Source organism: Asticcacaulis sp. AC402 (assembly GCF_000495835.1).
Lineage (GTDB): Bacteria > Pseudomonadota > Alphaproteobacteria > Caulobacterales > Caulobacteraceae > Asticcacaulis.
This window is the reverse complement of record NZ_AWGC01000006.1, coordinates 289,012-314,736: the sequence shown is the minus strand read 5'-3', so window position 1 is coordinate 314,736 and position 25,725 is coordinate 289,012. Positions and strand designations below refer to the sequence as shown.

Here is a 25,725-nt window from a genome sequence, read left to right as displayed (position 1 = left end):
TCAGAGTCGTATAGTCGGCGACAAGCGTATCGACGCCACCACCACCATGCCACGTGAAATTCTTCTGGGCGCCGAAGACGAATAACTGGTCATCCCCTAAGCCCGTTGTTAGGTCGACCTCTTCCATATTGCGTACGACGGTACCGTCGACCAGGGTAAAGCCGCCAGAAGTCGCCGCAGTCGCCATATTGTAGGTGACCGCAACGGCCTCATCTGAAAGGTTGAGAACAGCCAGGTCCGAGCCGTCGCCGCCATCTAGGACATCAACACCACTGCCGCCTGACAACCAGTCGTTGCCCGTTCCGCCATTTAGTGTATCATTGCCCGCTTCGCCATAAATTGCATCATGCCCGCCGTTACCTGACAAGAGATCGTTGCCATCGCGGCCACTAATCGAATCAGAGGCTGACCCCGCGCTATATGTGTCATTGCCCGCGGTACCAATGTAATTGGCCTGGATGATCGAAGCGCCTGTAGGTGCGCCGATGCTTTCACCGAACGTACCCATCTTATCGTCCTTAAGACCGCGAAACTTTGCCATGATTGAGCCTCTCCTAAGCACACAGCAGGGCGCCACAACGGCGCACAGCGTTAGTCGGCCACACGCAGTGACCGTTCAGGTTGAAATATGTTGAAAAACTGCGCGCCAATCAGATAACACGCGACGCCGCAAATTACCGCCAAACACCACGCAAGACCGAAACCGCCTCGCAGCCCTCGTCACCCAGCACGCGAGGACCGCCAACAAAACTAACCAATCGAACGCTATTCGCAAGCCGTTTGTAGCCAAAAAACGAAAATATATTCGATTCGCGAAAAAGCTATGCGATTTGAAGCCTTTCGCAGGTGCTAAAAGTTCGCATTCAGAAGATACTTTCGGTTGTTATCACCCAATATACCGGATCGCCTCCACGCGCACGGTTTCCACACCGTTACCGTGTTGCCGCCGCCCAGGTGGATCAGCACGGTGGATCAGCACATTGCCGCCAGCCAGACTCAGGCGATCGGCATTGGCGACACCTCCGGAATAGGCGCTGATATCGAGACGATTGCCTCGAGCCGCCATGAAGTCGCTTACCGTGTACTTGCCGGTGCCCGCAATGCTCACGTCATCCCCCCCCAACAGCGAGTAGCTGATCGAGCTGCGGGTAAGAATTTGATGTCACCACCAAATGTCCGTTGTGCAAAATGAATTACCTATAAAGTGGCACAGAGCACATTTTCACTCAAACATGGAAAAAGCGGCGGGTCACCGACCCGCCGCATAACTTTGCCGCTCTCCAGAACCGTTAGCCCGCTTCCTTGACCAGGCCTTCCAGCCCGCAGTCGCGCACCTTGCGGTACAGGGTCGAACGACCAATCCCTAAGCGCCTGGCCACTTCCGACATATGGCCGGCATAGACGCCAATAGCGTGCTCGATCAGGTCGCGTTCAATGTCTTCCAGCTTGCGCAGGTGACCGGCCGCATCCAGGATCCGTACCGGTGCATCCGGCAGGGCGTTAATCGCCTCGTGATGCGCCTCGACCGTCGCCACGCGCGTTGCGTCTGCTGCCGGCATCGGCATGGCCTGGCCGCTGATCGCCGGGAAGTCGAAGGCCTGAAGGTACGGGCTGTCGGCCAGGACGATGGCGCGGTAGACGGTGTTTTCCAACTGGCGGACATTGCCCGGCCAGTCATAGGCGCACAGCAGTTGCAAGGCTTCGCTGGACACGCCGGTGACGCGCTTGCCTTCTTCGACATTGAAGCGACGGATAAAATGCTCGATCAGGGCCGGAATATCCTCGCGACGTTCGCGCAAAGCTGGCGCCTCGACCGGGAAAACATTGAGACGATAGAACAGGTCTTCGCGGAACCGGCCGGTCTTGACCTGGTCGGCCAGGTTACGGTTGGTCGCCGAAATGATGCGCACATCGACTTTGACCGGGCGCTTGGAGCCGACCGGATCGATCTCACCTTCCTGCAGAGCGCGCAGCAGCTTGACCTGCATGTCCAGCGGCAGTTCACCGACCTCGTCGAGGAACAGGGTGCCGCCATTGGCTTCCTGAAACTTGCCCAGGTGCTTGTCCGAAGCGCCCGTAAACGACCCCTTTTCATGGCCGAACAGGATGGACTCGACCAGGTTCTCCGGGAGAGCACCGCAGTTGACCGCGACAAATGGCTTGCCGGCGCGCTCCGACGAGCCCTGGATGGCGCGCGCAATCAGTTCCTTGCCGACGCCGCTTTCGCCCAGGATCAGGACGGGGATAGACGACTTGGCGGCGCGTTCACCCAGGCGGCGGACCATCTGCATGGTGCCCGAGGTGCCGATCAGGTCATCGAAGGATGTGCGGTTGGTGGTGTGTTTCTTCAGTCGGGTGACCTCTGCGGCCATGTCGCCCATCTGCAGGGCATTGCGCACCGACACCAGAATACGTTCCGGAGACGCCGGCTTGATGAAGAAGTCCTGGGCGCCGGCCTGCATGGCCTTGACCACCGTGTCGATCCCACCCGAAGCGGTCAGGACCACCACCGGCGTACGGATACCGGCGGCGCGAACCTCTTTCAGCGTATCGATGCCCGATTGGCCCGGCATAACCAGGTCGAGAATGACGGCGTCAATCCCGGGCAGGGTCGTCAGGCGATCATAGGCCTGGGCGCCGTTCTCGGCATGCATGACCATGAAGCCCTCGCGTTCGAGCACGGCCTGAATCAGGCGGCGTTGCGTCGGATCGTCGTCACAGATCAGGATCGTCTTGGCCATTTTCAGCACACCATCTCATTTTGAGACGCGCCCCGGGGATGCGAGGTACGTTTGTTTTGAGACAGTTGTAGCCAAAGAGGTTGAACATCGGATTGAAGGAGAGGGTTAATGTCCCGTTTCTGAACGCTTATCCCCAATCGCGCGAGACCCATATCATCCACAACGAGACGAAAAACCTTCTCGATTTCATACCGGTTTTTGGTTATGCCGATGAATATGACACACACGCCAACGAACCTCGATTCCGCCCTTCCCGTCTGGGACCTCACAGACCTCTATTCGGGGCCAGAAGATCCCAAGATCGCGCAGGACTTTGCTTCCGGCGAAGCCCACATCAAGGAACTGGCCAAGCTTCAGGGCTCATTTCTGTCGGCGCGCGGCAATCCGGAGCGCCTGGGTCTGTTGATCGATCAGGCGGCCTCCCTAAGCGAAAAGGCCCTCGAAGACATGGGCGGCGCCCTGGCCTATGCCACCCTGGCCCTGACCATCGACGGCGAAAACCCGCAGATTTCCAAACTCCAATCCGATCTCGGCGCCCAGGCCGCGATGATTTCGGCCGACAGCCTGTTCCTCAATCTGGAACTGAACAAGCTCGACGACTGGGAAATCGAACAGGCCCTTAAGGCGGTTGACAAGGCCCAGAAATGGCGGCCGTGGCTGCGCCGCGTCCGCGCCTCGCGCCCGCACGAACTGTCAGCTGACCTGGAGCGACTCATGCTGGAGCGCGCCCCGGCCGTCGCCCAATGGACGCGCCTGTTCGACGAAACCCTCGTCCGCCTGCGCGCCAAGGTCGGTAAAGAAAGCCTGACCCTGAACGAAGCCCTGACGCGCCTGTCGTCGCCGCAACCAGCCGTGCGCAAGACCGCTGCCGCCGGCCTGACGGAAGCGCTGAAGGACAACGCTCCGGTCCTGGCCCTGGCGCTGAATACGCTCGCTTTCGAAAAGCAAGTCGAAGACCGCTGGCGCAAGTACGAAGCCCCGGCCGCCTCGCGCCACCTGGCCAATGAGGTCGACAAGGACGCCGTCGATGCCATGGCCGATGCCGTCGCTGAGTCCTACACCGCCCTGTCGCACCGCTACTATCGACTCAAGGCGAAAATCCTCGGCAAGAAGCAGCTCGACTTCTGGGATCGCAACGCCCCCCTGACCCAGGAGGTGCAGAAAAAGTACGGCTGGGAAGAGTCGAAAAAGATCGTCCTCGACAGTTTCCGCCAGATGGGCCCGGAATTCGCCGACCGCGCCCAGGTCTTTTTCGACCGGCCATGGATCGACGCCGCCCCGCGCCCGGGCAAGTCATCGGGCGCCTACGCCCACCCCGTGACAGCCAGCCGCCACCCCTATGTCATGCTGAACTTCACCGGCGACCGCCGCGAGGTCCTGACCCTGGCCCACGAACTGGGTCATGCCGTCCATCAGACCCTGTGCCAGCCCCTGGGCTCCATCCTGGCCGACACGCCGCTGACCCTGGCCGAAACGGCGTCGATCTTCGCCGAGGGCCTGGTATTCGAACACCTGGTCTCCGACGCCGCACCCGATGACAAGAAGGCGTTGCTGGCCGGCAAGATCGAGGATGGGCTGAACAGCGTCATCCGCCAGATCGCCTTCCACCGTTTCGAGGAACGCTTCCATGCCGCCCGACAGGATGGTGAAGTCGCTGTGCCGCAGATCAATGCCATCTGGCTGGAGGTCATGGGCGAATCCCTGGGGCCGGCGATCAAGCTGAACGCGGGTTACGAATACTGGTGGGCCTATGTCAGCCACTTCGTTCACGTGCCTTTTTATGTCTACGCCTATGCTTTTGGCGACCTGCTGGTGTCGGCCCTGATGGAAAAGCGGCGTCAGGATCCGAACGGATTCACGCCTCTGTACAAGACCCTGTTGTCGGGCGGCGGAACCAGGACCTATACCGAGGCGCTGGCGCCGTTTGGCATGAACCCGCGCGACAAGGCCTTCTGGAAGATGGGCTGCGCCCGTCTGGAAGGACTGATCGACGGCTTCGAGGTGCTGCTTTAATTTCAGCGATGCAACTTGCTCTTATGAAGGATTTGTGATCGGCTGCCGAAAACCTCATGCCAAAAAGTGGCCGCCACGTTTCGGATAAACATGAGGCATATTAAAAGCCAGGAGCCGATCATGAAAACTATCGCCGCGCTTGCCGTTCTGGCGCTTGCCGCCACCGGCGTCCATGCCAAGACCGTCGCGGTCACCGCGGACCGCATGATCGAGGTCGAGACCGGCAAGGTCATTACTAAACCCGTCGTTGTGATCACCGACGGCCGCATCACCGCTGCCGGATCAGGTGTCGCCATCCCGGCCGGAGCCGAGCGCGTCGACCTGCCCGGCGTCACCTTGCTGCCCGGCCTGATCGACATGCACGTCCATATCGACGCCGATCCCTTGTTCAGTGGCTATACCTATCTGCAATTCTCCGATCGCTTCTGGATGACGGTCGCCGTGGCCAATGCTGAAAAGACCTTGACTGCCGGCTTCACGACCGTGCGCAATGTCGGCTCCTATGAATGGAACGATGTTGGACTACGCGAAGGTATCGACGCCGGCTATGTGCCGGGCCCGCGCATGGATACGGCAGGCTTCGCCTTCGGCGCCACCGGCGGCCATTGCGACGATACCTACTTCCCGGCCTCCTTCAATGCCAAGGAGCCGTTCAATTCTGACAGTCCGGCCGAAGGCGTCAAGGCCGTGCGAACGCTTAGAAAATACGGCGCTACGGTGATCAAGATCTGCGCTACCGCCGGCGTCTTTTCGCGCGGCAAGTCTTCCGGCGCCCAGCAACTGAGCATCGAAGAAATCTCGGCCATCACCAAAGAAGCCCATATGGACGGCCTGCGCGTTGCCGCTCACGCCCACGGCTATGAGGGAATCAAGGCGGCGATTATCGGCGGGGTCGACTCGGTCGAGCATGCTTCGCTGATCGACGACGAAGGCATCAAGCTGGCCATCAAGCACGGCACCTATCTGTCGATGGACATCTACAATACCGACTACACCCAGGCCGAAGGCGCCAAGAACGGCGTCCTGGCCGACAATCTGCGTAAGGACCTCGAACTGGCCGAGGCTCAGCGCCAGAATTTCAAGACGGCGCTAAAGGCCGGCGCGAAGATGATCTACGGCACGGATGCCGGCATCTACCCGCACGGCCAGAACGCCAAACAGTTCGCCGTCATGGTCCGTTACGGCGCCACGCCTTTGCAGGCGATCCAGTCGGCAACGGTCACGGCAGCAGAGGCGCTGGGCTGGGAAAACGACGTCGGCAGCCTGAAACCCGGCCACTATGGCGACCTGGTTGGCGTCGTTGGCGATCCGTTGAGCGACGTGACCGTGCTGGAAAAGCCGGTCTTCGTCATGAAGGGCGGCGAGGTCGTCCGGAAAGAACCGTAGACGGCTATACTGACGGAAAAGTGGTCCACAGATTACACAGATTGCACAGATAAAAGAACGGCGCTTCGCGCCAAAACAGAAAGACTCCGCGGGCATAGCCGGAGTTATGCCACTGAAAAATATGCGTAATCTGAGCATTCTGTGGATCACCCTTACCATCGGAGAACCTTGACTCGCGCCTTTGTGTAATTTATTACGTATTAAATGACGCAAGCGCTTCAAGACCTCGGAATCCTCGCGCTGGGCACCCGTTTCCGGGTGCTGAGCGAAAGCATGATGGCCACCGTCAAAGCTTTTTATGACGAGCACAAACTCGACTTCGAGCCGCGCTGGTTCCCGCTCTTTCGCACGGTCCACAAACAGCCCGGCATCGGCATGATGGCCTTGTCGCAGCAGCTCGGCGTGTCCCACGCGGCCGTCAATGCCTTTTGCAAGCAACTGATTGCAGCCGGCCTCATCAAACTCACACCCGATACCAAAGACGGCCGCATCAAACAGGTCACCCTCACACCGGCCGGTCAGGTCCTGCACACCCGACTGGAACCTGCGTGGTTCGTCCTGCGCCAGGCGCTTGAAACCGCCTTCCCCGGCCACGAAGCCCAACAAATCCTGAACCTGGTCGCCCGGCTGGAGGAGGCCGTCGATGACAAGGCCGTTCCGCGCGGGCTAAAGACCGTCCTGAAACGCGAGCGCATTCTCGATGGCCTCGACATCGTCCCCTTCAACGCCGCCGATCACGACCACCAGCGCTATTTCGAAGCGCTCAATACCGAGTGGCTGGAACAGTATTTCATCGTCGAACCGGTCGATCGCCAGATGTTCGCCGATCCGCACGGCCTGATCATAGCCCCCGGCGGCGCCATATACATGGCCGCCGTCCACGGCCAGATCGTTGGCACCTGCGCCCTGGTCAAACGTACCGACGACGTCTATGAACTGGCCAAGATGGCGGTCTCGGCCGTCTTCCAGGGCAAGGGCATCGGCACCGCCCTGGTGCGGGTCGTCGAGGATCATGCCCGGTCGCTGGGCCTGACCAAGCTCTACCTGGTCTCCTCCGTCAAATTGCCCCACGCCGTGCCGACCTACCGCAAGCTGGGCTATGTTGACAGCGCCGCGGGACTTCACGAGCTCTATCAGCGGTCGGACATCTCGCTGGAAAAGGTCCTCACGTGATTGACCAAAGGCGTGGGCTTTTGTAAGAGCGAGAAGAATCTTTGATTTGCGTAAGTCCGAGGACCCAAATGGCCGACCATCACGATCACGACAGCCACGGCGACTATGTGCGCGGCGAAATGGATATCCACCAGCACCGCGGCACCTATGGCTTGTTCGCAGCCCTCACCAAGTGGGGCAGCCTGAACCTGGCCGTGTTCCTGACCTTCGTCATTATTCTGACCTGCACCAAGCTGGGTCTGATCGCGGCGGGTGTTTGCGCTGTTGTCGTCGGCGTCGCCGGCTGGTTCCTGCTGAAGAAGAAGGCCGACCCGGCCCACTGAGTCTAAACCCGGCGAACCCAAGCGACCATCAGCAGGGGTGGTTCGCCTCTGTTCAGGCATACTCGGGACGTGATACCGGCAACCCGCTTGCTCCCGCACCGGGGATCTGAAGCCGGAAAACCGTCACTAACTTATGACGCGTATCGCGCGGTCGATGAGCTCATGAGCCTCAGAGGACTCTGTTCAGCTTGCCTTAGCCCGAAGTAAAGGTCTTTGACCACGAACATCACGAACAGACACGAACTTTTGGGCTTGCGCCCGCGCCAGGCGCCTTCATTGTCTTTAAGCCTCAAGGCAAACGCGTGATTGCGCAAAACGCGCATCGTCGGACAAATTGCGCGCATCGTTAAATGCGCCTCGCGCGTAACGGCAGAGGCCGAAGCTGCGAACCGCGCATAAACCATAGGAGCATCGGGCAACCCCTGAAGTTCGTATCTGTTCGTATCTGTTCGTGTCTTTCGTGGTCAAAATTCTTTCTTTGGCCCACCGGCACGATGTTTCACGCAACCGTCCTTTGACTCAGCCGTCGTTTGCACCTAACAAACCATAATTCACTTAAGCGACCAGCAGAGTCGCAGCGGGTAATCTTGCGTACCGCTTTGCCATATAAGGGAAAACAACGTGGCCGTTACCATCGCAATTCTCAAGGAATCGCACGCCGGTGAGACTCGCGTCGCCGCGACGCCAGACACGGTGAAGAAATGGACCGGCGCTGGCCATACTGTCCGCGTCCAGAGCGGCGCCGGCCTCAGCGCTTCGGTCAGCGACGAGGCCTATGCCGCTGCCGGCGCCACCACTACCGGCACAACGACTGAAACTCTGGACGGCGCGGACATAGTCCTGAAAGTCCGCCCGCCCCAGTCCAGCGAGATCGCCGCCCTCAAGTCTGGCGCCTCGGTTATCGCTCAACTCGACGCCTATCGCGACAAGGACGCGCTGAATGGCCTGGCCGCCGCCAATGCCAATGCCTATGCCATGGAATTCGTCCCGCGTATCACCCGCGCCCAGGTCATGGACGTTCTGTCGTCCCAGGCCAACCTTGCCGGCTACCGCGCCGTCATCGAAGCTGCCGCCGCCTACGGCAAGGCCTTCCCAATGATGATGACGGCAGCCGGCACCGTTGCCCCGGCCAAGGCCTTTATCATGGGGGTCGGCGTCGCCGGTCTCCAGGCCATCGCCACGGCCCGCCGCCTGGGCGCTGTGGTGACCGCCACCGACGTCCGCCCGGCCACCAAGGAACAGGTCGAATCACTTGGCGGTAAGTTCATCGCCGTCGAAGACGAGGAATTCAGGAACGCCCAGACTGCCGGCGGCTACGCCAAGGAAATGTCGGCCGAATACAAGACCAAACAGGCCGAGCTGATCACCAGCCATATCGGCAAGCAAGACATCGTCATCACCACGGCCCTGATCCCCGGCCGCGCCGCGCCGATCCTGGTCACCAAGGAACAGGTGGCTTCGATGAAACCAGGCTCGATCATCATCGACCTGGCCGCGCCGCAAGGCGGCAATGTCGAGGGTTGCGTCGCCGATCAGGTCGTCGACGTCAACGGCGTCAGGATTATAGGCTTCTCCAACATCGCCGCCACTATCGCCACCGACGCCTCGGCGCTCTACGCCAGGAACCTGCAGGCCTTTGTCGGCCTGCTGATCGACAAGGAAGGCAATCTGGCGCCCGACTACGAGGACGAGATCCTCAAGGCGTCGCTGGTCACCCAGGGCGGCGCGGTCGTCCATCCGAATCTCAAGGGATAACTGCCCTCAAACAGCAACGCGTTAGGGCAAAGGATAAACCATGGAAACCGTATTTCACTTCGCCATCTTCGTTCTGGCCATCTTCGTCGGATACTACGTCGTGTGGAGCGTCACACCGGCCCTGCACACCCCGCTGATGGCCGTTACCAACGCCATCTCGTCGGTCATCATCGTCGGCGCTTTGATCGCCGCGGCGTCGCAGGCCGCCGGCCCAGCCGGCGCCGATATAAACACCTGGGTTGCCAAGGGCGCCGGCGCCATCGCCTCGGCCCTGGCCGCCGTCAACATCTTCGGCGGCTTCATGGTCACCCGACGGATGCTGGCCATGTACAAGAAAAAAGAAAAGAAAACTGAAGGGGGAACACACGAAAGCCCTCAAGCAGTGAAGCGGTAGGGCAACAAAAATGGAACTCATTACTCTCGCCTACCTCGTCTCTGGCGTACTCTTTATCCTGGCCCTGCGTGGTCTGTCGTCGCCTGAAACCTCGCGTCAGGGCAATCTCTACGGCATGGTCGGAATGACCATCGCCGTCGGCGTCACCATCATCGCCCTCCTGCTCAACAACGCCCTTGATCCGGTGACCATCGTCCTGATCCTGGCAGGTATCGCTGCCGGCGGCACCATCGGCACCGTCGTCGCGCGCAAGGTCTCCATGACCGCCATGCCGCAACTGGTCGCCGCCTTCCACTCCCTTGTCGGCATGGCCGCCTGCATGGTCGCCATCGGCGCCCTCTATGCCCCGCGCGCCTTCCATATCGACAACGGCATCGACGGCATCAAGCTTCAGTCGATCATCGAACTGGCCCTGGGCTGCGCCATCGGCGCCATCACCTTCACCGGTTCGGTCATTGCCTACGCCAAGCTCAACGGCAACATGTCGGGCGCTCCGATCATCCTGCCGGCGCGCCACCTGCTCAATATCGCCCTCGGCGTCGCCATCGTCGCCCTTGTCGGCGTCATGATCGCCACCGAAGGCCGCGCCACCTGGGCCTTCTGGGGCATCTTCGTTTTGTCGCTTGTGCTGGGCATAACCCTGATCATCCCCATCGGCGGCGCCGACATGCCCGTCGTCGTTTCGATGCTGAATTCCTATTCCGGATGGGCTGCGGCGGCCCTGGGTTTCACGCTGGAAAACATCGCGCTGATCATCACCGGCGCCCTGGTCGGTTCGTCAGGGGCGATCCTCAGCTACATCATGTGCAAGGCGATGAACCGCAACTTCTTCAGCGTCATCATGGGCGGCTTCGGCGGCGATACCGCAGCGGCCACCGGTGGCAAGGTCGAAACCCGCCCGGTGAAAACGGGCTCGGCCGAAGACGCCGCCTTCATCATGAAGAACGCCTCCAAGGTCATCATCGTGCCGGGCTATGGCATGGCGGTCGCCCAGGCCCAGCACGCCCTGCGCGAAATGGCCGACAAACTGAAGGAAGAAGGCGTCGAGGTGAAATACGCCATCCACCCGGTCGCAGGACGTATGCCCGGCCATATGAACGTGCTGTTGGCCGAAGCCAATGTGCCGTACGATGAGGTCTTCGAACTGGAAGACATCAACAGCGAGTTCGCGACCGCCGATGTGGCCTTTGTTATCGGCGCCAACGACGTCACCAACCCCGCCGCCAAGACCGACCCGACCTCTGCTATCTACGGCATGCCGATCCTGGACGTCGAAAAGGCCCGCACCGTGCTGTTCGTCAAGCGCGGTATGGCAGCGGGCTATGCCGGGGTGGAGAATGAGCTGTTCTTCCGCGACAACACCATGATGCTGTTCGCCGACGCCAAGAAGATGGTCGAAGGGATTGTCAAGGGACTCTGAAGCAAGGAAAGGCAAGGAGGCAAGTCCCCTTGGCCCCATAACATGCAGTATGAATTCCTGAGGACAGAGGCCGACTACGACCAGGCGCTCAAGCGGCTTGAAGCCCTCACGGGTGCGCCCCCGGGTTCGCCCGAAGGCGACGAACTGCAGGCCCTGCTCGAGCTGATTTCTGCCTATGAGGATGACCACTTCCCCGAGGATTGACGCCCCCAGAATTCGTTACAAGGCTTGAACGCCCGCCATCATTCACCCGCCGTTCAGCCACAATTTGGCACGATCGCGTCGCTATGTTACACAGGCGCTCTAACTGGGGCGATGATCGAGGGACCTAAGGTGTTGCGTAATCTTGTCAAGACGGCCGCCGTCGCTGTGTCGGCCGCAATCGTGCTATCCGCCGTGCCGGCCATGGCGCAGGATATGATCAACCAGACTGGCAAGGCGTCCGAAGCCCTGCCCGGCCTGCAAAAATTCCTCAACCTGCCAGCCGATGAGCGCAGCCAGGTCAGTGTCTACTATAACCTGCGCATCAAGAACTGCGACACCTCGAAGGTCACCGCTACCCTGAATGCCGGCGGCAAGGAAACGCCCCTGCGCATCGCCGCCGACGGCCGCATCACCCCTTTGCCGAACCGCGACCAACTCAATGGCGGTGCGACCATCACCATGAACATGCCAAAGACCTGCACCATCGGTCCCAAGATCAAGGTTCACTCGACGCAACCGGCCGGAAAATCGTATGATGCTGCCGGCCTGGCCCTGGGCATCAAACAGGGCAATGGCGCGATGAGCAAGATCGCCGGCGCCATGGCGCTGGCCCTGAAAAAGCTGGACCGCGTCTACTTCGTCGGCGGCGGGGACGGCACGGTCGAGGTCGGCGGCCAGAAAAAGCCACTGCCCAGGACCGGTGCCAACGGCGAATATCCGGCCGGCACGCCCTTTTTCGTGCCGTCGCAGTTTCCGGGCGCCAGCCGCATCAACCTGACCAAAGCGGCCTCGACCGCTCTGTTCGACACGCCTCCGAAATAGGTTGTCATGACATTTGCAAAGGCCGCGGCGGCGGCCCTCCCCCTCGTGCTTATGGCGTCAACAGCCCTGGCTGAAACAAAAAACATTGCAGCGGAAAAGCTGTTTCCGTTCCTGGAAACCTATTACGGCATACCGGCTAATCAGCGCGATCAGTTTTCAATTGCCTATTTTTATCAGTTCGACAGCCTGGACAAAAAGCGGGTGTCCCTCGTCCTGAAGGGACCTTCCGGCGACAAGCCGCTGAGTATCGCCGCCAGTGGCCGTGTTTCACCGTTACCAACGGCTGCCGATCTGAAGGCCAAGCGCGAAATTGCGTTCACGGCACCGAAGGACGGCAAGATGGGAATCGATATCCAGTTGATTCCTAACCTGGCACCCGACGTATCGATGGACGCCGTTCCTTTGGCAATGGCGGTCAAGCAGGCCCGCGACGGCGCCAAGAAGGCGGCCGGCTTATTCAGCCTGGCCGTACCTGATTACAAGGCTGTCTGTTTCGAGGGCGCCAAAAGCGGAACGCTCGCCACCAAGTCGGGCAAGATTTTGACTTTGAAACTGCAAACCTCAGGAAAAGCGCCAGCGCCCTGCTTTTTCCCGGCCGATGCGGCTGACGCAACCCGCATCACGCTCGATCGCACACCAACGGCAATGTTCATCGTCCCTAAACAAAAATAGCACCGTGTCGCAAGGAGATGACGGTTTTCAGCCCGCGAGACGTGCCTGGAGCGGGATAAGTTTTGATGGAATCAAAACCCCGCTCTAAGTTTTTGTTTTATCGCGCAAGTTTTCCGAAAACGGGAGCGCCCGTGCGGTGGTATCCACTTTATCGGATTGCGCTCTAGGCCTGGGCCTTTATCTCTTTTTGGACTGTGATGTACATCCCCAGCCAACCCGCCCCATAGGCGCAGGCGGCGACCAGCAGCGGGCACGTGAAGACAACCCACATGGGAACCGGCAGGCCAATCATGCCGATCAGATAACCGGCATACAGCAGGACACCAACAATCCAGGACGGGAATTGCCCCATCTTTGCGACGCGCACAGCGGTGTAACCGCCGGCCAGAGTGCCGAGGCACCACGACAGTATCTTGATAGCGAAGGCCTCGCCCGGCATGGTCGCGTACAACGCCTTGAGCTGCTCCTTGTCGGCCATGTTGAGAACCGGCGGCGGCGGAAACGTGAAGTCGCCGAGCAGACGCATGGCGGTGTCGATGATGAGTCCAACAAGAAGGCCGACCAGCAGGGCCAGAACAACGACCAGGACCTGACGAGTCTTGGTTTCGTCCCACTCGGAAAGCCATTCCTGAAAACGGCTGAAGAAGGTCGATTTCACCATGTATGCTACCTCGGCCTGTTGTCGGCTTGCCTCCCTCGCAGGGGAGTTTGACGCATTCTTAACACAATTTTAATCTGGCGAAAGGGGGTTCATAACTCAACTGAACGCGGGCGCCCGGTCGCATCGATCGCCACAAACGTAAAAATGGCTTCAGTCACCCGAATCTTGGCGTCGCTGTCGCGCAGCCGGCGGTAGGCATCGACCTTGAGCTTCATCGAGGTACGGCCGATCGACATGACCTTGGCGTAGACGCTGACTTCATCGCCGACCTTGACCGGCGTCAGGAAGGCCATGCCGTCAACGGCAATGGTGGCGACACGGCCACGGGCTGTGCGCGACGCGACATTGCCGGCGGCCAGGTCCATCTGGGCCATCAGCCAGCCGCCGAAGATATCTCCCGACGGATTGGTATCAGCCGGCATGGCGGTGGTCAGAATCGCGAGGTCGTTCGGATCGAGCTGGTCCACAGGGGCTCCAAAGGAAAAATGCGCCGAAGGTCCGCCTTCAACGCCTTTTCGGAATGGTTTTCAAGCAATGACTTGGCAAGCCGTGACTTAAGCCTTGGCAGTCCGAACCGGAGCGGCACCACCTTCGCGCTGGATGCGCTTGCGAGCCAGCTTGCGAGCGCGGCGCACCGCTTCGGCCTGCTGACGGGCGCGCTTCTCGGAGGGCTTTTCATAGTGCACGTGGCGCTTCATTTCACGAAATGAGCCTTCACGTTGCATCTTCTTCTTCAGAGCCTTGAGGGCCTGATCGACGTTGTTGTCACGGACGAAAATCTGTACCAGAGGTCTCTCTCCATTCACGGTTCGGGACTGTCATAGCGGCCGCCCCTGCGAGGCCCCCTTGCGAGGAATAGCCATATCAGTCGAATAAAAAGTTAAGCCCGCAAACCGGTTGGTCTGCGGGAAGGTCGCATGGCCATACATCAGACCCAGAACCATGTCCATACGAAGCGTGCGTGAAAAGGAAGTTCTGTCAGGCTTTTTTGGTATATTGGGACCACCTGCGACATTTTCCGCCCTTGGCGGATGGTCGCACAACGACTATCCTGGCGATATGAGTTCGTACGTTCACTTCTCCGACCTGAAAGACGCTGAATCCTGTTTGGCCGACGCGGTGGCTCGGTTCGTGCCGGATATGGGCCTGAACCGGTCCAGCCTCGACGCCGGCTCCCGCCTGATCCGGATCAGCGACGGTATGCGCGATCTGATCGCACCCAACGGCGCTTCGGACATTGCCGCCATCCTGTGGCGCAGCCATGATCTGGCCCTCGATGACGTCGCCGGTACCATTGCCGGAATGAAGATTCGCGAGAAGATCGCGCATCTGCTCAATCTGCGCCTTGATGCTGCCGCGACGGATGAACGCGTTGCGCGCCGCCTGATGGGGTTCTTCGCCCTGCCCCACCACGCCGCTCTGTTCCACCGCCTGCTGTGGACGACCGCCGGCCGCATCTGGATCCTGGCCGGCGACAAGGCGCTGGACGAAAACCACTATTCCAAGCGCGTGATCGTCTGCGGCATTCTGTCAACAGCGCTGGTGACCCGTCTTAGCCAGGGCCGTGACGCGCAACTCGATCAGGTCCGGCGCAATATTGACGCTGTCATGGCCTATGAAAAGTTCAAGGCGCAACTGCCGGCCAAGCCGGAAGACCTGATGCTCAATCTCGCCAAAAGCCTGGGCCAACTTCGGTTCGGCGTCGAACCCCCGCCAGGCGCCTCCCTTTGAAGGCTTTGCGGTTCTAAGGCTGGGGCTGCCTCGTCATGAGCGGGCCTATACCAGCGAACCGGGACCTGATCCGGCCTGGGTCGCCATGACCGGGTCGGCCCAGAGCGCAATCCGCTAAAGTGGACTCCACCGCACAGGCGTCCGAGGTTTCCGTCTTGCTTGAGAAACAACCGCACCATAGCGTCAGGCAACTATTTCAACCCCGCCAGACCGTCCGCCGTCAGCGTCACGGCGACCTCGGTAAAGTCATAGTCTGCCAAACCCCTGACCGCAAAGGGATCGGTCGCGGCCCACGCCTTGACCTCATCCAGTTCACCGCGCACCAGCAGCATACCGCCGGTACGCGGCACCTTGCGCCCCGCTGCCAGCAGGTGGCCAGATTCGATGCCGGCCGTCAGCCATTCTCGGTGAGCGTCGATATGATGATCGAGGTCTTCGGTGGACACCTTGTAGGTCAGGGTTGCGATAATCATCAGGTCTTGATCCGGTTGATATGGCCCATCTTGCGGCCAGGTCTTGGCCCGTCTTTTGGCGAAAAATCCTTGCCGTAGACATAGAGGCGCGCCCGGGCTTCCGCGGACAGTCGCTCCCAGTCGAGAATATCCGCGCCAAGCAGGTTGGTCATCTCGACCGTACAGCGCGCCGTTGTATCTCCGAGCGGCCAGCCTGCGACGGCGCGGATGTGCTGCTCGAACTGGTCGCACAGGCAGCCGTCCTGGGTCCAATGCCCGGAATTGTGCACACGCGGGGCTATCTCGTTGAGCAGCAAGCGCCCGTCGTTCAACACGAACAACTCAACCGCCAGTACGCCAACATAGTCCAGCCCCTCCAGCACCTTCCTGGCGATAACATGGGCCTGCCCCACCGAATCATTGCCAATCTGGGCTGGCGCCAGGGTTGTCGACAGGATACCACCAACATGGTGGTTTTCGCCGATCGGGAAGGTCGAAACCGCTCCGTCCCAGTTGCGCGCCGCCACGACGGATATCTCTCGCGCAAAGTTGGCCTTGGCCTCCAGGATCGCCGGCCGACCATGCAAGGTGTCAAAGGCCGCTTCCAGGTCGCCAACTGACTTGATCCATACCTGCCCCTTACCGTCATAGCCTTCGCGGCGGGTCTTCAGCAATGACGGCAGGCCCAGATCGGCCACGGCTGCCTTCAGGTCATCGAGGCTGTCAACAGCACGGAAATCCACCGTCTCAATGCCATGATCACGGGCGAAACGCTTTTCCAGCACCCGGTCCTGGGTCATGCGAAGGGCTCTGGACGAAGGCGCCACGGTAGCGCCCAGACTCGAGAGAAAATCGAGACTCGCCGCCGGGACGTTTTCAAATTCGAACGTGATAACATCGCAACGTTCGGCAAGCCGAGCCAGGACGATTTCATCCGTATAGGCGGCAACTTTGGAAGTCAGCGACACCTGGGCCGCCGGCGATTCGGCGTCGGGCCCGAAGATCACAACCTTAAAGCCCAGCCGCGACGCTGCCTGGCTCAGCATCCGGCCCAGTTGGCCGTCGCCCAGAATACCGATCGTTGCCCCCAGTTCCAAAGCCTGCATCAATCTTCCACCGTATCGGGGACATTGTCGGTTTGGGTGGCGCGCAAAGCTTCGACGCGGGCGGTCAGTTCGGGGTCATTTAACGCCAGGATCTGCGCCGCCAGCAGCCCGGCGTTCCTGGCGCCGGCCTCACCCACCGCCAGAGTGCCGACGGGGATCCCCCCCGGCATCTGTACGATGCTGAGCAGCGAGTCGATGCCCTTCAAGCCATCCTTCAGCGGGACTGGGACACCCAGGACGGGCAAGGTGGTCATGGAGGCGGTCATGCCAGGCAGGTGCGCTGCCCCCCCGGCGCCGGCGATGATAACCTTGTATCCGGCAGCCCTGGCGCCAGTGGCAAATTCGACCATGCGTTGGGGCGTGCGGTGGGCTGACACAACTTTCGCGTGGTAGGCAACGCCCAGGGAATCGAGCGCGGCGGCGGCGGCCTTCATGACGTTCCAGTCGGATCGCGACCCCATGATAATGGCGACGGGCGGCGTGGCAGCCATGACAATCCTCTCCAGGCGTTGAAAGTGCGGGGTATATAGGGGAAAAGCCTGGCACTGCAAGCACCGATTTCACCCCGCCTGCGGGGCGTTTACCACCTTATCCGGCTCTGATGTTTTCAGCCTTCAAATCAACGGAAATTGCGCCTGTGACGGCATTGCGCCGCACCCGCGGTTGTGCTTTCATAAGGTGTCAGACGGGCCGTAAATAGCCTGTGCCCGCACACCTCCAGCCCTAGCACGCTTTTGATGCCAGACATGAACCCTTCCCTGCCTGCGCAAGACCAGGAACCCGTTCGACGGGCCACCACGGCGTCGATGCAGATTCTTCTGGCTCAGCATTTCGAAGCCCAGGCGGCTATACCCGCCTATGATCCCGTGCCGGCCTCCGCCGCAATACCGGTGCGCCACGCCCTCAGCATTTCCGAAGAACCGCAAAGATTGCGACCAGAAGAGGCCATCGCTGCGTCATTTGCTCGCCTCGATGCGGCCTTGCATGCAGACCCGCCGGTGGCGCCTGCTTCAGTGGAAGGGCTGCAGAATGAATGGCCCGCCTCTGCCCAGGCGCTGATCGAGTCGCTGATGATGGAGAATGAACGCCTGCGCGAACAGATCCATCAGCAGCGCCTGGACTTGCAATCGGCGCAGGACCAGGCCGACAGCGACGTATTGACACCAACCCTCAACCGCCGGGCTTTTCTGCGCGAGGTTCACCGCGCGATGGCCGACTGCAAGCGCTATGGCGAAGAGGCCTGTCTGATCTATCTCGACATGGACAATTTCAAAGCGATCAATGACGCCTATGGTCACGGCGCCGGCGATGCGGCGCTGATCTATGTCGCCGAGACCTTGAAGATCAGCGTTCGTGAGGGTGATGCCGTCGCCCGCATCGGCGGCGATGAATTTGCCATCCTGCTGCGCCGGGCGGACCTGAAATCCTCGCGTGTCAAGGCCATGAAGCTTGAGGCGGAACTGATGATGGGGACCTTTGAGTATAGGGGCCTGTACCTGAAGGCCGGCGGGTCGTTCGGTGTGCGTGCCTTTGCCGGCCAGACGACGGCGGAAGCCTGGTTGAGTGAGGCCGATGCCGCGATGTTTTTGGTCAAGAAGTCTGCCCGGTGACGTGAAGCTGCACGTTGCCGCTTTGACTGTGCTGGTGCCGGACTATGACGAGGCCATAGCCCATTATTGCGGCGATCTCGGGTTCGACCTGATCGAGGACAGCGACCTGGGCAGCGGCAAGCGCTGGGTGCTTGTGGCGCCGAAGGGTTCGTCCGAGACGCGGTTGCTGCTGGCGCGGGCTGTGAGACAGGAACAGACGGCGCAAATCGGCAATCAGACGGGGGGGGGCGCGTGTTCCTGATACTGTTCACAGACGATTTCGACCGGGATTTTGCGGCGTATCGGGCTGCCGGCGTCGAGTTTCGTGAGCAGCCACGGGTCGAACCTTACGGAAAGGTCTGCGTGTTTCGGGATCGGTTTGGGAATTTGTGGGATCTGTTGCAGCCCGCCAATCCATAAAAAAATGAGAAGAATGATTATGTCTTTCGATAAGCACGATCAGTTTGAAATCTGGTTGATGGACATGGACTATGTCCTTTGACGCTCATTACGGCAGCTGTTGACAGAAGAACCGGCAAATTCATCCGAACTATGTTCGACAATCACCAACGAAGAGACGAGAGTTTCAAACAAACTTGACGCATGTATTTCAGCCGATAAAGCTGAACAGCCTCCGATGTTCCTCGATGGCGAAAGCATCCGTCATGCCGGCAATATAGTCACAAATCACCCGGGCCCGCGCGACTTCCGAATCCTTGGCGCATACAACCTGGAACCATTCGGTCGGCAAGGTATCCGGTTCGTTCATAAACAGGAAAAACATCTCGTTCAGCGTCCGTCGCGCATGCGACCTTGTGCGGTTCAGCTTGTAATGTTTGTACATCCGTTCAAAGAGGAATGCGCGCAGCCGCGTCAGGTCGTCGAATACGCCTTTCGAAAACGCTACCATCTGGCGTTTGGCACTTCGAGCCTCTTCCCCCGACAGAATACCGTCTGCCGCCAACCGTCTCGCCGTTTCGGCCTCAACATCCTCGATCATCGTCCCGATCATCCGCCGCACCCCTTCCAGGCGCAGCATCCGGTTGTCGATATTCGGCCAGTCCTTTTGCACTGAACGCAAGGCTGGCCCGATCAAAGGCACTTCCAGCAAATCTCCGATCGTAAAGAGGTCTGCGCGCAAACCGTCGTCGACGTCGTGATTATTATACGCAATATCATCCGAGATCGCCGCCACCTGGGCCTCCAGCGAGGCGTAGCTGTCCGGCCGCAAATCCCACTGCTCGTTGAAATCGACGATCGCCTTCCACGAGGGCTCGGCCATATGGTGCCCGACCGGCCCGTTGTGCTTGACAATCCCTTCGAGCGTTTCCCAGGTCAGGTTCAAGCCGTCGAACCCCGGATACCGCGTCTCCAGTTTGGTGATCACCCGGAACGTCTGGACATTGTGATCAAAGCCACCCCACGGCTCCATACACTTGTGTAATTCATCCTCTCCGGCGTGACCGAAGGGGGGATGGCCCAGGTCGTGCGACAAGGCGATCGTCTCAGACAGGTCCTCATTCAACTTCATCGAATGGGCCAAAGACCGGGCAATCTGCGCCACTTCCAGCGAATGAGTCAGACGCGTGCGAAAATAGTCACCCTCATTGGCGACAAACACCTGGGTCTTGCCCTTAAGGCGACGAAAAGCGGTGCAATGGATAATGCGGTCCCGGTCGCGCGCAAAAGCGGTGCGGGTGGGACTTTCCGGCTGCGGATGGAGCCGGCCGAGGCTCTTGGTGACGTCTTCGGCGTAAGGTGCCAGGCTCATCAGGCGCGTCTTTCGTCAGAGCGCATACCGAAAAGTGTGGCACACTTTTCGGATAGAGATGCGCGTAAAAGCAAAAACTTAGAGCGCCGATCCGCTTCTTCCGGATCGAAGCGCGCTCTAAGCATATCGCGTCCCTATACAATAAAATGTAACATCGGCCTAAATTTTCGATGTTAAGGGGTGAAAATCCCAGCAAATACCGCCATATTACGCCTTATGAGCCACAACATAACCCTCACTGCCTCCGCCGCGAAGCACCTCAACCAACTCAGTGCCGAAGCCGGCCACGCCGTCATGCTGCGCGTCACTGTCGAAGGCGGCGGCTGTTCCGGCTTTCAGTATGTCCTGGACCTGACCGACACGGCCACGCCCGAAGATTCACAGATCACGCATGAAGGCGCCACGGCCCTTGTCGACGATGTGTCGGCACCTTTAATGGCCGGGTCGATGATCGATTATGTCGAGGAACTGGTGGGCTCGCAGTTCAAAATCCTGAACCCCCTTGCCGTCGCTTCGTGCGGCTGCGGGACGAGTTTTGCGCTGTAACAGTGCTTGCGGGAATCCCCCTGCCCGCCTAAACACGTCGGCATGAAACTCGCTACATGGAACGTTAATTCGGTCAATGCCCGCCTGCCGCTGGTGCTTGAATGGTTCGCGCAGGCCGCGCCCGATGTCTGCGCCCTGCAGGAAATCAAATGCCTGGATGAGAAGTTCCCCTATGAGGCTTTCGAGTCGCTGGGCTATAACTGTGCTGTTTTCGGCCAGAAGACGTGGAATGGCGTCGCCATTCTGTCGAAATTCCCGCTCAGCGACGTCGCCAAAGGCCTGCCCGGCGACGACAGCGACGAACAGTCGCGCTACATCGAAGCCCTAATCGAAGCACCGCACCCCGTGCGCTTCGTCGGCATCTACCTGCCCAATGGCAATCCGCTCGGCACCGACAAATACGCTTACAAGCTGCGCTGGCTGGAGCGCCTGCACGAACGCGCCACAGAGTTGCTGACGCTGGAAGACGCCACTGTCATTACTGGCGACTTTAACATCATCCCGACCAGGGCCGACTGCTGGAAAGAAAGCGTATGGCTGGACGACGCCCTTTACCAGCCGGCCGTGCGCCAGGCGTATCAGGGCCTGAAAAATCTTGGCTATACCGATGCTTTCGATGTTTTGCCGCCGGACGGCAACCGCTACACCTTCTGGGACTACCAGGCCGGCGCCTGGCCAAAGAACGAAGGCATACGCATCGACCACCATCTGCTGTCGCCCCAGGCTGCCGACCGGCTGACTGACCTGGTCATCCACAAGGATACCCGCGGCCGCAGCCATGACGAGGCCAAGCCGTCGGACCATGTCCCCGTCGTTATCGAACTGGCATGACGCCCGCAAATGGCGCCGCAAGCCTTTCGCGCCCTGGCCCTGTCGTTTCCGCAGGCGGAGGCCGCCCCACAGTCTGACAGCACCGACGCCCGTATCCGCAACAAAATTTTCGCCTCGCGCAGCGATCAAGCCATAGCTGTCCTGAAGCTGACGCCCAAACAACAACACATGCTTTGCGAGGCAAGACCCGTGATCTTCAGACCGATTAAGGGCGATTGGGGGGCAAGGGCTGGACCTGTTTTCACACCACCCGGGCTGACGAAGCGACCGCCACCAGCGAGCTTTGGATGGCCTGGCGTAATGTAGCGCCGAAGACCTTGCTCAAATTGCCCACGCAAACCGAATTTTAACGGCTTTCCAACATCTTAAGTTTTTCTTGACCATGAAGGTCCCCTATCCATGGACCATGTCGCGCGCATCCTGCTGTATTTTCTGTTCGCAGGGATTGCTCTGACCCTGATCGCTTCGGGTCTGATGTGGTGGTTCGAAGCTACCCGTCGCCTCCAACGCGCCCTCACAACCGCCCTGGGCAAACCGGCCGACGCCATCGTTTATGACCTCAGCGGCAGTAAGGCGGCGGGGCTGGACTTCACCGCGGGCGACCTGGCGGTCATGTGGAACAACGGCGCTCAAGGCCTGGTCTATGCTTTTGACGAGATCGAAGGCGCCGAGTTGATCGTCGACGAAAGAGTCGTCGCGCGCGCCCAGCGCGGTGAGCCGCGCCGCGTGCTCAATGAAACCCATGCCAATGCCTCACGCGTTACCTTGCGTCTGATGTTCGACGACGTCGAAACGCCAGAGTTTGAACTGAACCTGTTCGGCGAGGTCAGCCACAACCCGGTCCACGCCAAAACCGCCGCGGAAGCCGTCCGTCTGGGCCGAAAATGGCTTTCCCATGTCGATGCGGTGAACAAGCGAATGCCCGCAACGCCGGCAGCCTATCCGGCCGACGACGACGAGCCAGTTGCCGTTGCCCAAAGAACGACATTGCCAAAACCCGCACAAGAATCGACCATCAATGACCCTCCGCCGTGGGACGACGATGTCGAAAACGACACGGACGACGATGAAAAACACTGAATACGCGGTTAAGACTTAACGCGCCGCCGGAACTATGGTTAAATCGAAATAGTATCTCAGCTGATCAGGTTCCCCGTGCCGACCTTTCTGCCTGCCCTTGTCATTCTGTCCGCTGCCGCACTTGCCGTTCTGATTATCCTTTACCGGATCTACGAATCGCGGGTCGAGCAACCAAAGAAACTCGAAGACGAAGTCAAGGAAGCCCTTGGCGGCGCGAGGCCGGATGTCGAGTCGATCGAGCCGGTGCGCAAAGCCGCCTGCGCCATCTCCTACGCTGCCGACAAGATTGTTATCGTCCGCAACTTCGGCAAGCTTCCGACGCGCATCTATACTGTTGCCGATCTGTACGGCCTTGAAGTCTTTGTCGACGGCCGCATCTTCGCGCGCGTCGTCCGCGCCGGTTCAGCCAAGCCGCTGGATACCGGATCCTACAAGGCGATCGACGACATCGCGCCGACGGTCAACGACGTCACGGTACGTCTGATCTTCGACGATCCGATCCAACCCGATTTCCAGCTGATCCTGTGGCGCCCGGACGATGCCCTGACCGCTCGCGCCGAAGGGCCGCGCGCCGCCATGGCCCGGGCCAGAAAGTGGTTCCACCACGTCGAGGCCATTCTGCGCCGTCCGGTCCATGTCAAGGTGCCACCACCCGCCCTCCATGCGCCTGTGCCAGAGCCTGCCAAGGTAGCAGGGCCTGCGCCGGCTTCGTCCGAACCGGCGCCGGCCCTGCCTCCGGCAGCATCGTCATCGCCGAAAAAATCGGAAGGCGATGTGCTTAACGCGCCGCTTATCCCCTACATCTGACGTGCGTTTGCACGGCGCGGCTTGGCGCGGGCGAAAAAGCTGTTAACCTTGCCGCAAAGTAACCTCCGGAACGACCATGTGGACTCTGGCACTAACGTGCGCCTTCTTCCTCTGCATCCATCTGATGATCAGTGGCACCCATCTGAAAGAGCAAATTATCGGTCGTATCGGTGGTATGGCCTATTATATCATCTTCGCGATCCTGTCGGTCGTTAGCCTGATCGGCATGTGCGTGGCCTTTGCCATCGCCCAGGACGACACCCTGAATTTTGTCTTATGGACGGCCCCCCTGCCGCTGAAGATCATCGGCCTCGTCGTGAATTTCGTCGCCTTCTTCCTGGTCATCCTGGGGATTACGACGCCCTCACCGACCAACCTGCTGGCCCTTTGGCAGTTGCCTGACAAGAGTGTCTACGGCGTCATTCGGATTTCGCGGCACCCCGTCCTCGCCGGCATCGGGCTGTGGGCAATTATGCATTTTATCAGCAGCGGGAACCTGGCGAGTTGGCTGTTCTTTGGATCTCTGATCGGTGTTTGTGCCCTTGGCGCCGCCAATATCGACCGCAAACGGCTGGCCCTGATGGGCGAGACCTACGCGTCGATCATGCGCCGCACGTCGATTATTCCCTTCGTCGCCATCATAGACGGCCGCACTGCATTCGCCCCTGAGGAGTTGGGGATTGCACGTATGCTGCTGGCGCTCTCTATGTTCTCGATGTTTGCCGTGTTGCATGAAATGCTCTTTATCGTGCGAGCTTTGTGAGTGCGTGCAAAAACGGTTGATCTTGTCACAAATCTTTGAACAAATAGCCGCTAATATCTGAAAAACAGATGCGTGGGTGGGTGCGTTAGAACTATGAAGCTGTCGGCTTTTACCTTGTTGTTGTTCTTCGTGTCCGTGGCGCTTGCCATAGCCAGCCTGGTCGGCCGTTTCCAGGAGGTCCAGTATCTGACGGAGTATCAGTACTGGCTGATGACCGGAGCCTTCGGCGTCCTGGCGTTCGGGCTCATCTTCAAAGGCCAGTCGCATTAGATGTGAAGCGGCTGAAACCGATAGTCAGCCGACCAGTTCGTAGGCAAGATTTCACCAGGAACTACACGAACGTCAGGCCTCTCCTGTCCGACGCGTATCGGCCCCTGCATAAAGAGGTGGGCGAACTCACGATGCAAGCAAGCACATCGTGAAGTTCGTGTCTGTTCGTGTGGTTCGTGGTTCAAAACCTCGCGAAGGTCGAACCGTCCGCCGAATTCGCAATCTCAAGTGCTAAAACGCTACGTCCTCATCTATCGCAAAGCCCAGGACCAGCGCCTGTTGCGCCTCGACACCGCTGCACAGCGGCCGCTCCCGTTCCCCACGCACCGTGTCGAGGAAGCGGAACACACTGGTCCCCAGCGGATCGCGGGCGATATCGGCCTCGGCAAAATCAGCGTTGAGCGCGAACGGCGTCCCGTTCTCGAACTTACGGTTCAGCAGGTCGATGAATACCGTTCCCGATGGATAGACGATCCGCATGGTCCGCTCACGCATCTGTGCCATGCGTGACGCTGTGAATATCGCCTTCATGCCGTTTTCGAAATCGACCTCTGCGCTGACCTCGTCGGCGCCGACAGCGGAATAACCCTCGTCCTCACGGCGGCGCCCAACCGCCCGCAACCCGCCGGCCTCGCAGCCGGCCAGCGAAATAGCCAGATCCAGGTCATGGATCATCAGGTCCAGCACGACCGATACGTCGAGATTGCGCGTCGATGCTGTACCGTTGCGCACGGCTTCCAACTGCAGCGGAGTTTCCGGCACGCCATACAGGCCGATGGCCTCGAACACGGCACGTTCCTGGTGACCACAGGCCAGCACCAGGCCTTTCTCCTGGGCGAGCGAAACCATGGCCTCTGCATCGCGCGAAGTCACCGTCAAAGGCTTTTCGGTATAGACATGAACACCCTTTTCCAGCGCTGCCAAGGCCACCGCCGCATGGGCAAAGGCCGGCGTGGCAATGGTGACGACATCGATCGACGACAGGAAAACGTCCAGATCGTCACCGCCGAAAGCCTGAACCCCATGGGTCTCCGCCAGCGTCTGGGCGCGGGCAGCATCGAGGTCGTAGATGCCGACAAACGCAATGTCGGAAGCCTGTTTGTACTTGTTGGCGTGATAACCGCCGAATACCCCGGCGCCCGCCACGCCCGCCCGCAACTGTCTGGCCATGCCGTCCTCTTCGCTGTGTCTCATCGTTCGGCGGCCTGTCTAGAC

The 25,725-nt window shown here is 59.9% G+C and carries 31 protein-coding genes; 20 read left to right on the top strand and 11 right to left on the bottom strand.

What is annotated here, in order from left to right:
* The 3 genes from ABAC402_RS0119810 to ABAC402_RS25050 all read right to left on the bottom strand — a co-directional run.
* Positions 1–541, bottom strand: a 541-nt coding sequence (locus ABAC402_RS0119810) for a calcium-binding protein (protein WP_031235216.1), incomplete at its 3' end; no start/stop codon positions are given.
* 345 nt (positions 542–886) lie between these two features.
* Entirely contained in the window at positions 887–1,108 is a 222-nt protein-coding gene (locus tag ABAC402_RS25055; RefSeq protein ID WP_023448419.1) for a hypothetical protein, read from the bottom strand.
* 181 nt (positions 1,109–1,289) lie between these two features.
* A complete protein-coding gene (locus ABAC402_RS25050; protein WP_031235215.1) occupies positions 1,290–2,741 on the bottom strand; it encodes a sigma-54 dependent transcriptional regulator in 1,452 nt (483 codons plus the stop codon).
* A 210-nt stretch (positions 2,742–2,951) separates the two neighbouring features.
* On the opposite strand from ABAC402_RS25050, the gene ABAC402_RS25045 reads away from it, so the two are divergent.
* From ABAC402_RS25045 to ABAC402_RS25000, 10 genes are all read left to right on the top strand, one after another.
* Positions 2,952–4,754 carry a M3 family oligoendopeptidase gene (locus tag ABAC402_RS25045; RefSeq protein WP_031235214.1) on the top strand — a complete coding sequence of 601 codons (1,803 nt, stop codon included), beginning with the start codon at positions 2,952–2,954 and terminating at the stop codon, positions 4,752–4,754.
* A 120-nt stretch (positions 4,755–4,874) separates the two neighbouring features.
* Positions 4,875–6,140 (top strand): amidohydrolase family protein, encoded by a 1,266-nt coding sequence (locus ABAC402_RS25040; RefSeq protein WP_023448416.1) that lies wholly within the window; start codon positions 4,875–4,877, stop codon positions 6,138–6,140.
* Between the two features lie 204 nt (positions 6,141–6,344).
* Positions 6,345–7,313 (top strand): helix-turn-helix domain-containing GNAT family N-acetyltransferase, encoded by a 969-nt coding sequence (locus tag ABAC402_RS25035; protein ID WP_023448415.1) that lies wholly within the window; start codon positions 6,345–6,347, stop codon positions 7,311–7,313.
* A gap of 68 nt (positions 7,314–7,381) precedes the next feature.
* Positions 7,382–7,636 carry an aa3-type cytochrome c oxidase subunit IV gene (locus tag ABAC402_RS25030; RefSeq protein ID WP_023448414.1) on the top strand — a complete coding sequence of 85 codons (255 nt, stop codon included), beginning with the start codon at positions 7,382–7,384 and terminating at the stop codon, positions 7,634–7,636.
* Positions 7,637–8,257: 621 nt separating this feature from the next.
* Positions 8,258–9,391 (top strand): Re/Si-specific NAD(P)(+) transhydrogenase subunit alpha, encoded by a 1,134-nt coding sequence (locus ABAC402_RS25020; RefSeq protein WP_023448412.1) that lies wholly within the window; start codon positions 8,258–8,260, stop codon positions 9,389–9,391.
* Positions 9,392–9,431: 40 nt separating this feature from the next.
* Positions 9,432–9,785, top strand: a complete 354-nt coding sequence (locus tag ABAC402_RS25015; protein WP_023448411.1) for a proton-translocating transhydrogenase family protein — start codon at positions 9,432–9,434, stop codon at positions 9,783–9,785.
* Positions 9,786–9,795: 10 nt separating this feature from the next.
* A complete protein-coding gene (locus ABAC402_RS25010) occupies positions 9,796–11,205 on the top strand; it encodes an NAD(P)(+) transhydrogenase (Re/Si-specific) subunit beta (protein ID WP_023448410.1) in 1,410 nt (469 codons plus the stop codon).
* Between the two features lie 42 nt (positions 11,206–11,247).
* Positions 11,248–11,409 carry a hypothetical protein gene (locus tag ABAC402_RS39640; protein ID WP_023448409.1) on the top strand — a complete coding sequence of 54 codons (162 nt, stop codon included), beginning with the start codon at positions 11,248–11,250 and terminating at the stop codon, positions 11,407–11,409.
* Positions 11,410–11,538: 129 nt separating this feature from the next.
* A complete protein-coding gene (locus ABAC402_RS25005; RefSeq protein WP_031235210.1) occupies positions 11,539–12,231 on the top strand; it encodes a hypothetical protein in 693 nt (230 codons plus the stop codon).
* A 6-nt stretch (positions 12,232–12,237) separates the two neighbouring features.
* Complete coding sequence (locus tag ABAC402_RS25000; RefSeq protein ID WP_023448407.1) at positions 12,238–12,903, top strand: hypothetical protein; 666 nt, start codon at positions 12,238–12,240, stop codon at positions 12,901–12,903.
* A gap of 163 nt (positions 12,904–13,066) precedes the next feature.
* On the opposite strand, the gene ABAC402_RS24995 is transcribed toward ABAC402_RS25000, so the two are convergent.
* The 3 genes from ABAC402_RS24995 to rpsU all read right to left on the bottom strand — a co-directional run bounded on the left by ABAC402_RS24995 (position 13,067) and on the right by rpsU (position 14,370).
* Positions 13,067–13,564 carry a hypothetical protein gene (locus ABAC402_RS24995; protein WP_023448406.1) on the bottom strand — a complete coding sequence of 166 codons (498 nt, stop codon included), beginning with the start codon at positions 13,562–13,564 and terminating at the stop codon, positions 13,067–13,069.
* 89 nt (positions 13,565–13,653) lie between these two features.
* Positions 13,654–14,031 carry an acyl-CoA thioesterase gene (locus ABAC402_RS24990; protein ID WP_023448405.1) on the bottom strand — a complete coding sequence of 126 codons (378 nt, stop codon included), beginning with the start codon at positions 14,029–14,031 and terminating at the stop codon, positions 13,654–13,656.
* An 87-nt stretch (positions 14,032–14,118) separates the two neighbouring features.
* Positions 14,119–14,370 (bottom strand): 30S ribosomal protein S21, encoded by a 252-nt coding sequence (gene rpsU, locus ABAC402_RS24985; protein WP_023448404.1) that lies wholly within the window; start codon positions 14,368–14,370, stop codon positions 14,119–14,121.
* A 253-nt stretch (positions 14,371–14,623) separates the two neighbouring features.
* Between rpsU and ABAC402_RS0119805 the strand changes: the two genes are divergently transcribed.
* The gene (locus ABAC402_RS0119805; RefSeq protein WP_040409822.1) at positions 14,624–15,295 is read left to right on the top strand and encodes a COQ9 family protein; all 672 of its coding nucleotides are present in this window, start codon (positions 14,624–14,626) and stop codon (positions 15,293–15,295) included.
* 191 nt (positions 15,296–15,486) lie between these two features.
* Here ABAC402_RS0119805 and ABAC402_RS24980 read toward each other — a convergent pair whose 3' ends face one another.
* Genes ABAC402_RS24980 through purE form a run of 3 tightly spaced genes read right to left on the bottom strand, consistent with a single transcriptional unit; the run spans position 15,487 to position 17,344 of the window.
* Positions 15,487–15,768 carry a YciI family protein gene (locus ABAC402_RS24980; protein ID WP_023448402.1) on the bottom strand — a complete coding sequence of 94 codons (282 nt, stop codon included), beginning with the start codon at positions 15,766–15,768 and terminating at the stop codon, positions 15,487–15,489.
* Positions 15,768–16,853, bottom strand: a complete 1,086-nt coding sequence (locus ABAC402_RS24975; RefSeq protein WP_023448401.1) for a 5-(carboxyamino)imidazole ribonucleotide synthase — start codon at positions 16,851–16,853, stop codon at positions 15,768–15,770. The genes ABAC402_RS24980 and ABAC402_RS24975 overlap by 1 nt, the downstream gene beginning before the upstream one ends.
* The gene (gene purE, locus ABAC402_RS24970; RefSeq protein ID WP_023448400.1) at positions 16,853–17,344 is read right to left on the bottom strand and encodes a 5-(carboxyamino)imidazole ribonucleotide mutase; all 492 of its coding nucleotides are present in this window, start codon (positions 17,342–17,344) and stop codon (positions 16,853–16,855) included. The genes ABAC402_RS24975 and purE overlap by 1 nt, the downstream gene beginning before the upstream one ends.
* A gap of 255 nt (positions 17,345–17,599) precedes the next feature.
* On the opposite strand from purE, the gene ABAC402_RS24965 reads away from it, so the two are divergent.
* Genes ABAC402_RS24965 through ABAC402_RS41210 form a run of 3 tightly spaced genes read left to right on the top strand, consistent with a single transcriptional unit; the run spans position 17,600 to position 18,862 of the window.
* Positions 17,600–18,463: a GGDEF domain-containing protein gene (locus ABAC402_RS24965; protein ID WP_235079909.1), complete on the top strand. Its 864-nt coding sequence runs from the start codon at positions 17,600–17,602 to the stop codon at positions 18,461–18,463.
* 1 nt (position 18,464) lies between these two features.
* Entirely contained in the window at positions 18,465–18,704 is a 240-nt protein-coding gene (locus tag ABAC402_RS41215; protein WP_023448398.1) for a VOC family protein, read from the top strand.
* Positions 18,695–18,862, top strand: a complete 168-nt coding sequence (locus tag ABAC402_RS41210; protein ID WP_369751338.1) for a VOC family protein — start codon at positions 18,695–18,697, stop codon at positions 18,860–18,862. The genes ABAC402_RS41215 and ABAC402_RS41210 overlap by 10 nt, the downstream gene beginning before the upstream one ends.
* A 190-nt stretch (positions 18,863–19,052) precedes the next feature.
* Here the strand turns inward: ABAC402_RS41210 and ABAC402_RS24955 are convergent, their stop codons facing one another.
* Positions 19,053–20,213 carry a deoxyguanosinetriphosphate triphosphohydrolase gene (locus tag ABAC402_RS24955; protein WP_023448397.1) on the bottom strand — a complete coding sequence of 387 codons (1,161 nt, stop codon included), beginning with the start codon at positions 20,211–20,213 and terminating at the stop codon, positions 19,053–19,055.
* A 216-nt stretch (positions 20,214–20,429) separates the two neighbouring features.
* Between ABAC402_RS24955 and ABAC402_RS24950 the strand changes: the two genes are divergently transcribed.
* From ABAC402_RS24950 to ABAC402_RS40565, 6 genes are all read left to right on the top strand, one after another.
* Positions 20,430–20,759 (top strand): iron-sulfur cluster assembly accessory protein, encoded by a 330-nt coding sequence (locus tag ABAC402_RS24950; RefSeq protein WP_023448396.1) that lies wholly within the window; start codon positions 20,430–20,432, stop codon positions 20,757–20,759.
* A 42-nt stretch (positions 20,760–20,801) separates the two neighbouring features.
* Positions 20,802–21,590: an exodeoxyribonuclease III gene (locus tag ABAC402_RS24945; RefSeq protein ID WP_023448395.1), complete on the top strand. Its 789-nt coding sequence runs from the start codon at positions 20,802–20,804 to the stop codon at positions 21,588–21,590.
* Between the two features lie 399 nt (positions 21,591–21,989).
* Entirely contained in the window at positions 21,990–22,670 is a 681-nt protein-coding gene (locus ABAC402_RS24940) for a hypothetical protein (RefSeq protein WP_023448393.1), read from the top strand.
* Between the two features lie 75 nt (positions 22,671–22,745).
* Complete coding sequence (locus tag ABAC402_RS24935) at positions 22,746–23,477, top strand: hypothetical protein (protein WP_023448392.1); 732 nt, start codon at positions 22,746–22,748, stop codon at positions 23,475–23,477.
* A gap of 76 nt (positions 23,478–23,553) precedes the next feature.
* Positions 23,554–24,240 (top strand): NnrU family protein, encoded by a 687-nt coding sequence (locus ABAC402_RS24930; RefSeq protein WP_023448391.1) that lies wholly within the window; start codon positions 23,554–23,556, stop codon positions 24,238–24,240.
* A 93-nt stretch (positions 24,241–24,333) separates the two neighbouring features.
* Positions 24,334–24,510, top strand: coding sequence for a hypothetical protein (locus ABAC402_RS40565; RefSeq protein ID WP_023448390.1), 177 nt, complete (start codon positions 24,334–24,336; stop codon positions 24,508–24,510).
* Between the two features lie 231 nt (positions 24,511–24,741).
* Here ABAC402_RS40565 and ABAC402_RS24920 read toward each other — a convergent pair whose 3' ends face one another.
* Entirely contained in the window at positions 24,742–25,680 is a 939-nt protein-coding gene (locus tag ABAC402_RS24920) for a Gfo/Idh/MocA family protein (protein ID WP_023448389.1), read from the bottom strand.
* Positions 25,681–25,725: the final 45 nt, after the last annotated feature.

Excerpts from the sequence above, each read along its gene's own strand:
- ABAC402_RS25050 (WP_031235215.1), bottom strand. The coding sequence starts at position 2,741 with ATGGCCAAGACGATCCTGATCTGTGACGACGATCCGACGCAACGCCGC.
- ABAC402_RS25045 (WP_031235214.1), top strand. The coding sequence starts at position 2,952 with ATGAATATGACACACACGCCAACGAACCTCGATTCCGCCCTTCCCGTC.
- ABAC402_RS25040 (WP_023448416.1), top strand. The coding sequence starts at position 4,875 with ATGAAAACTATCGCCGCGCTTGCCGTTCTGGCGCTTGCCGCCACCGGC.
- ABAC402_RS25035 (WP_023448415.1), top strand. The coding sequence starts at position 6,345 with ATGACGCAAGCGCTTCAAGACCTCGGAATCCTCGCGCTGGGCACCCGT.
- ABAC402_RS25030 (WP_023448414.1), top strand. The coding sequence starts at position 7,382 with ATGGCCGACCATCACGATCACGACAGCCACGGCGACTATGTGCGCGGC.
- ABAC402_RS25015 (WP_023448411.1), top strand. The coding sequence starts at position 9,432 with ATGGAAACCGTATTTCACTTCGCCATCTTCGTTCTGGCCATCTTCGTC.
- ABAC402_RS25010 (WP_023448410.1), top strand. The coding sequence starts at position 9,796 with ATGGAACTCATTACTCTCGCCTACCTCGTCTCTGGCGTACTCTTTATC.
- ABAC402_RS39640 (WP_023448409.1), top strand. The coding sequence starts at position 11,248 with ATGCAGTATGAATTCCTGAGGACAGAGGCCGACTACGACCAGGCGCTC.
- ABAC402_RS25000 (WP_023448407.1), top strand. The coding sequence starts at position 12,238 with ATGACATTTGCAAAGGCCGCGGCGGCGGCCCTCCCCCTCGTGCTTATG.
- ABAC402_RS24995 (WP_023448406.1), bottom strand. The coding sequence starts at position 13,564 with ATGGTGAAATCGACCTTCTTCAGCCGTTTTCAGGAATGGCTTTCCGAG.
- ABAC402_RS0119805 (WP_040409822.1), top strand. The coding sequence starts at position 14,624 with ATGAGTTCGTACGTTCACTTCTCCGACCTGAAAGACGCTGAATCCTGT.
- ABAC402_RS24980 (WP_023448402.1), bottom strand. The coding sequence starts at position 15,768 with ATGATTATCGCAACCCTGACCTACAAGGTGTCCACCGAAGACCTCGAT.
- ABAC402_RS24975 (WP_023448401.1), bottom strand. The coding sequence starts at position 16,853 with ATGCAGGCTTTGGAACTGGGGGCAACGATCGGTATTCTGGGCGACGGC.
- purE (WP_023448400.1), bottom strand. The coding sequence starts at position 17,344 with ATGGCTGCCACGCCGCCCGTCGCCATTATCATGGGGTCGCGATCCGAC.
- ABAC402_RS24965 (WP_235079909.1), top strand. The coding sequence starts at position 17,600 with ATGAACCCTTCCCTGCCTGCGCAAGACCAGGAACCCGTTCGACGGGCC.
- ABAC402_RS24955 (WP_023448397.1), bottom strand. The coding sequence starts at position 20,213 with ATGAGCCTGGCACCTTACGCCGAAGACGTCACCAAGAGCCTCGGCCGG.
- ABAC402_RS24950 (WP_023448396.1), top strand. The coding sequence starts at position 20,430 with ATGAGCCACAACATAACCCTCACTGCCTCCGCCGCGAAGCACCTCAAC.
- ABAC402_RS24945 (WP_023448395.1), top strand. The coding sequence starts at position 20,802 with ATGAAACTCGCTACATGGAACGTTAATTCGGTCAATGCCCGCCTGCCG.
- ABAC402_RS24940 (WP_023448393.1), top strand. The coding sequence starts at position 21,990 with ATGGACCATGTCGCGCGCATCCTGCTGTATTTTCTGTTCGCAGGGATT.
- ABAC402_RS24930 (WP_023448391.1), top strand. The coding sequence starts at position 23,554 with ATGTGGACTCTGGCACTAACGTGCGCCTTCTTCCTCTGCATCCATCTG.
- ABAC402_RS40565 (WP_023448390.1), top strand. The coding sequence starts at position 24,334 with ATGAAGCTGTCGGCTTTTACCTTGTTGTTGTTCTTCGTGTCCGTGGCG.
- ABAC402_RS24920 (WP_023448389.1), bottom strand. The coding sequence starts at position 25,680 with ATGGCCAGACAGTTGCGGGCGGGCGTGGCGGGCGCCGGGGTATTCGGC.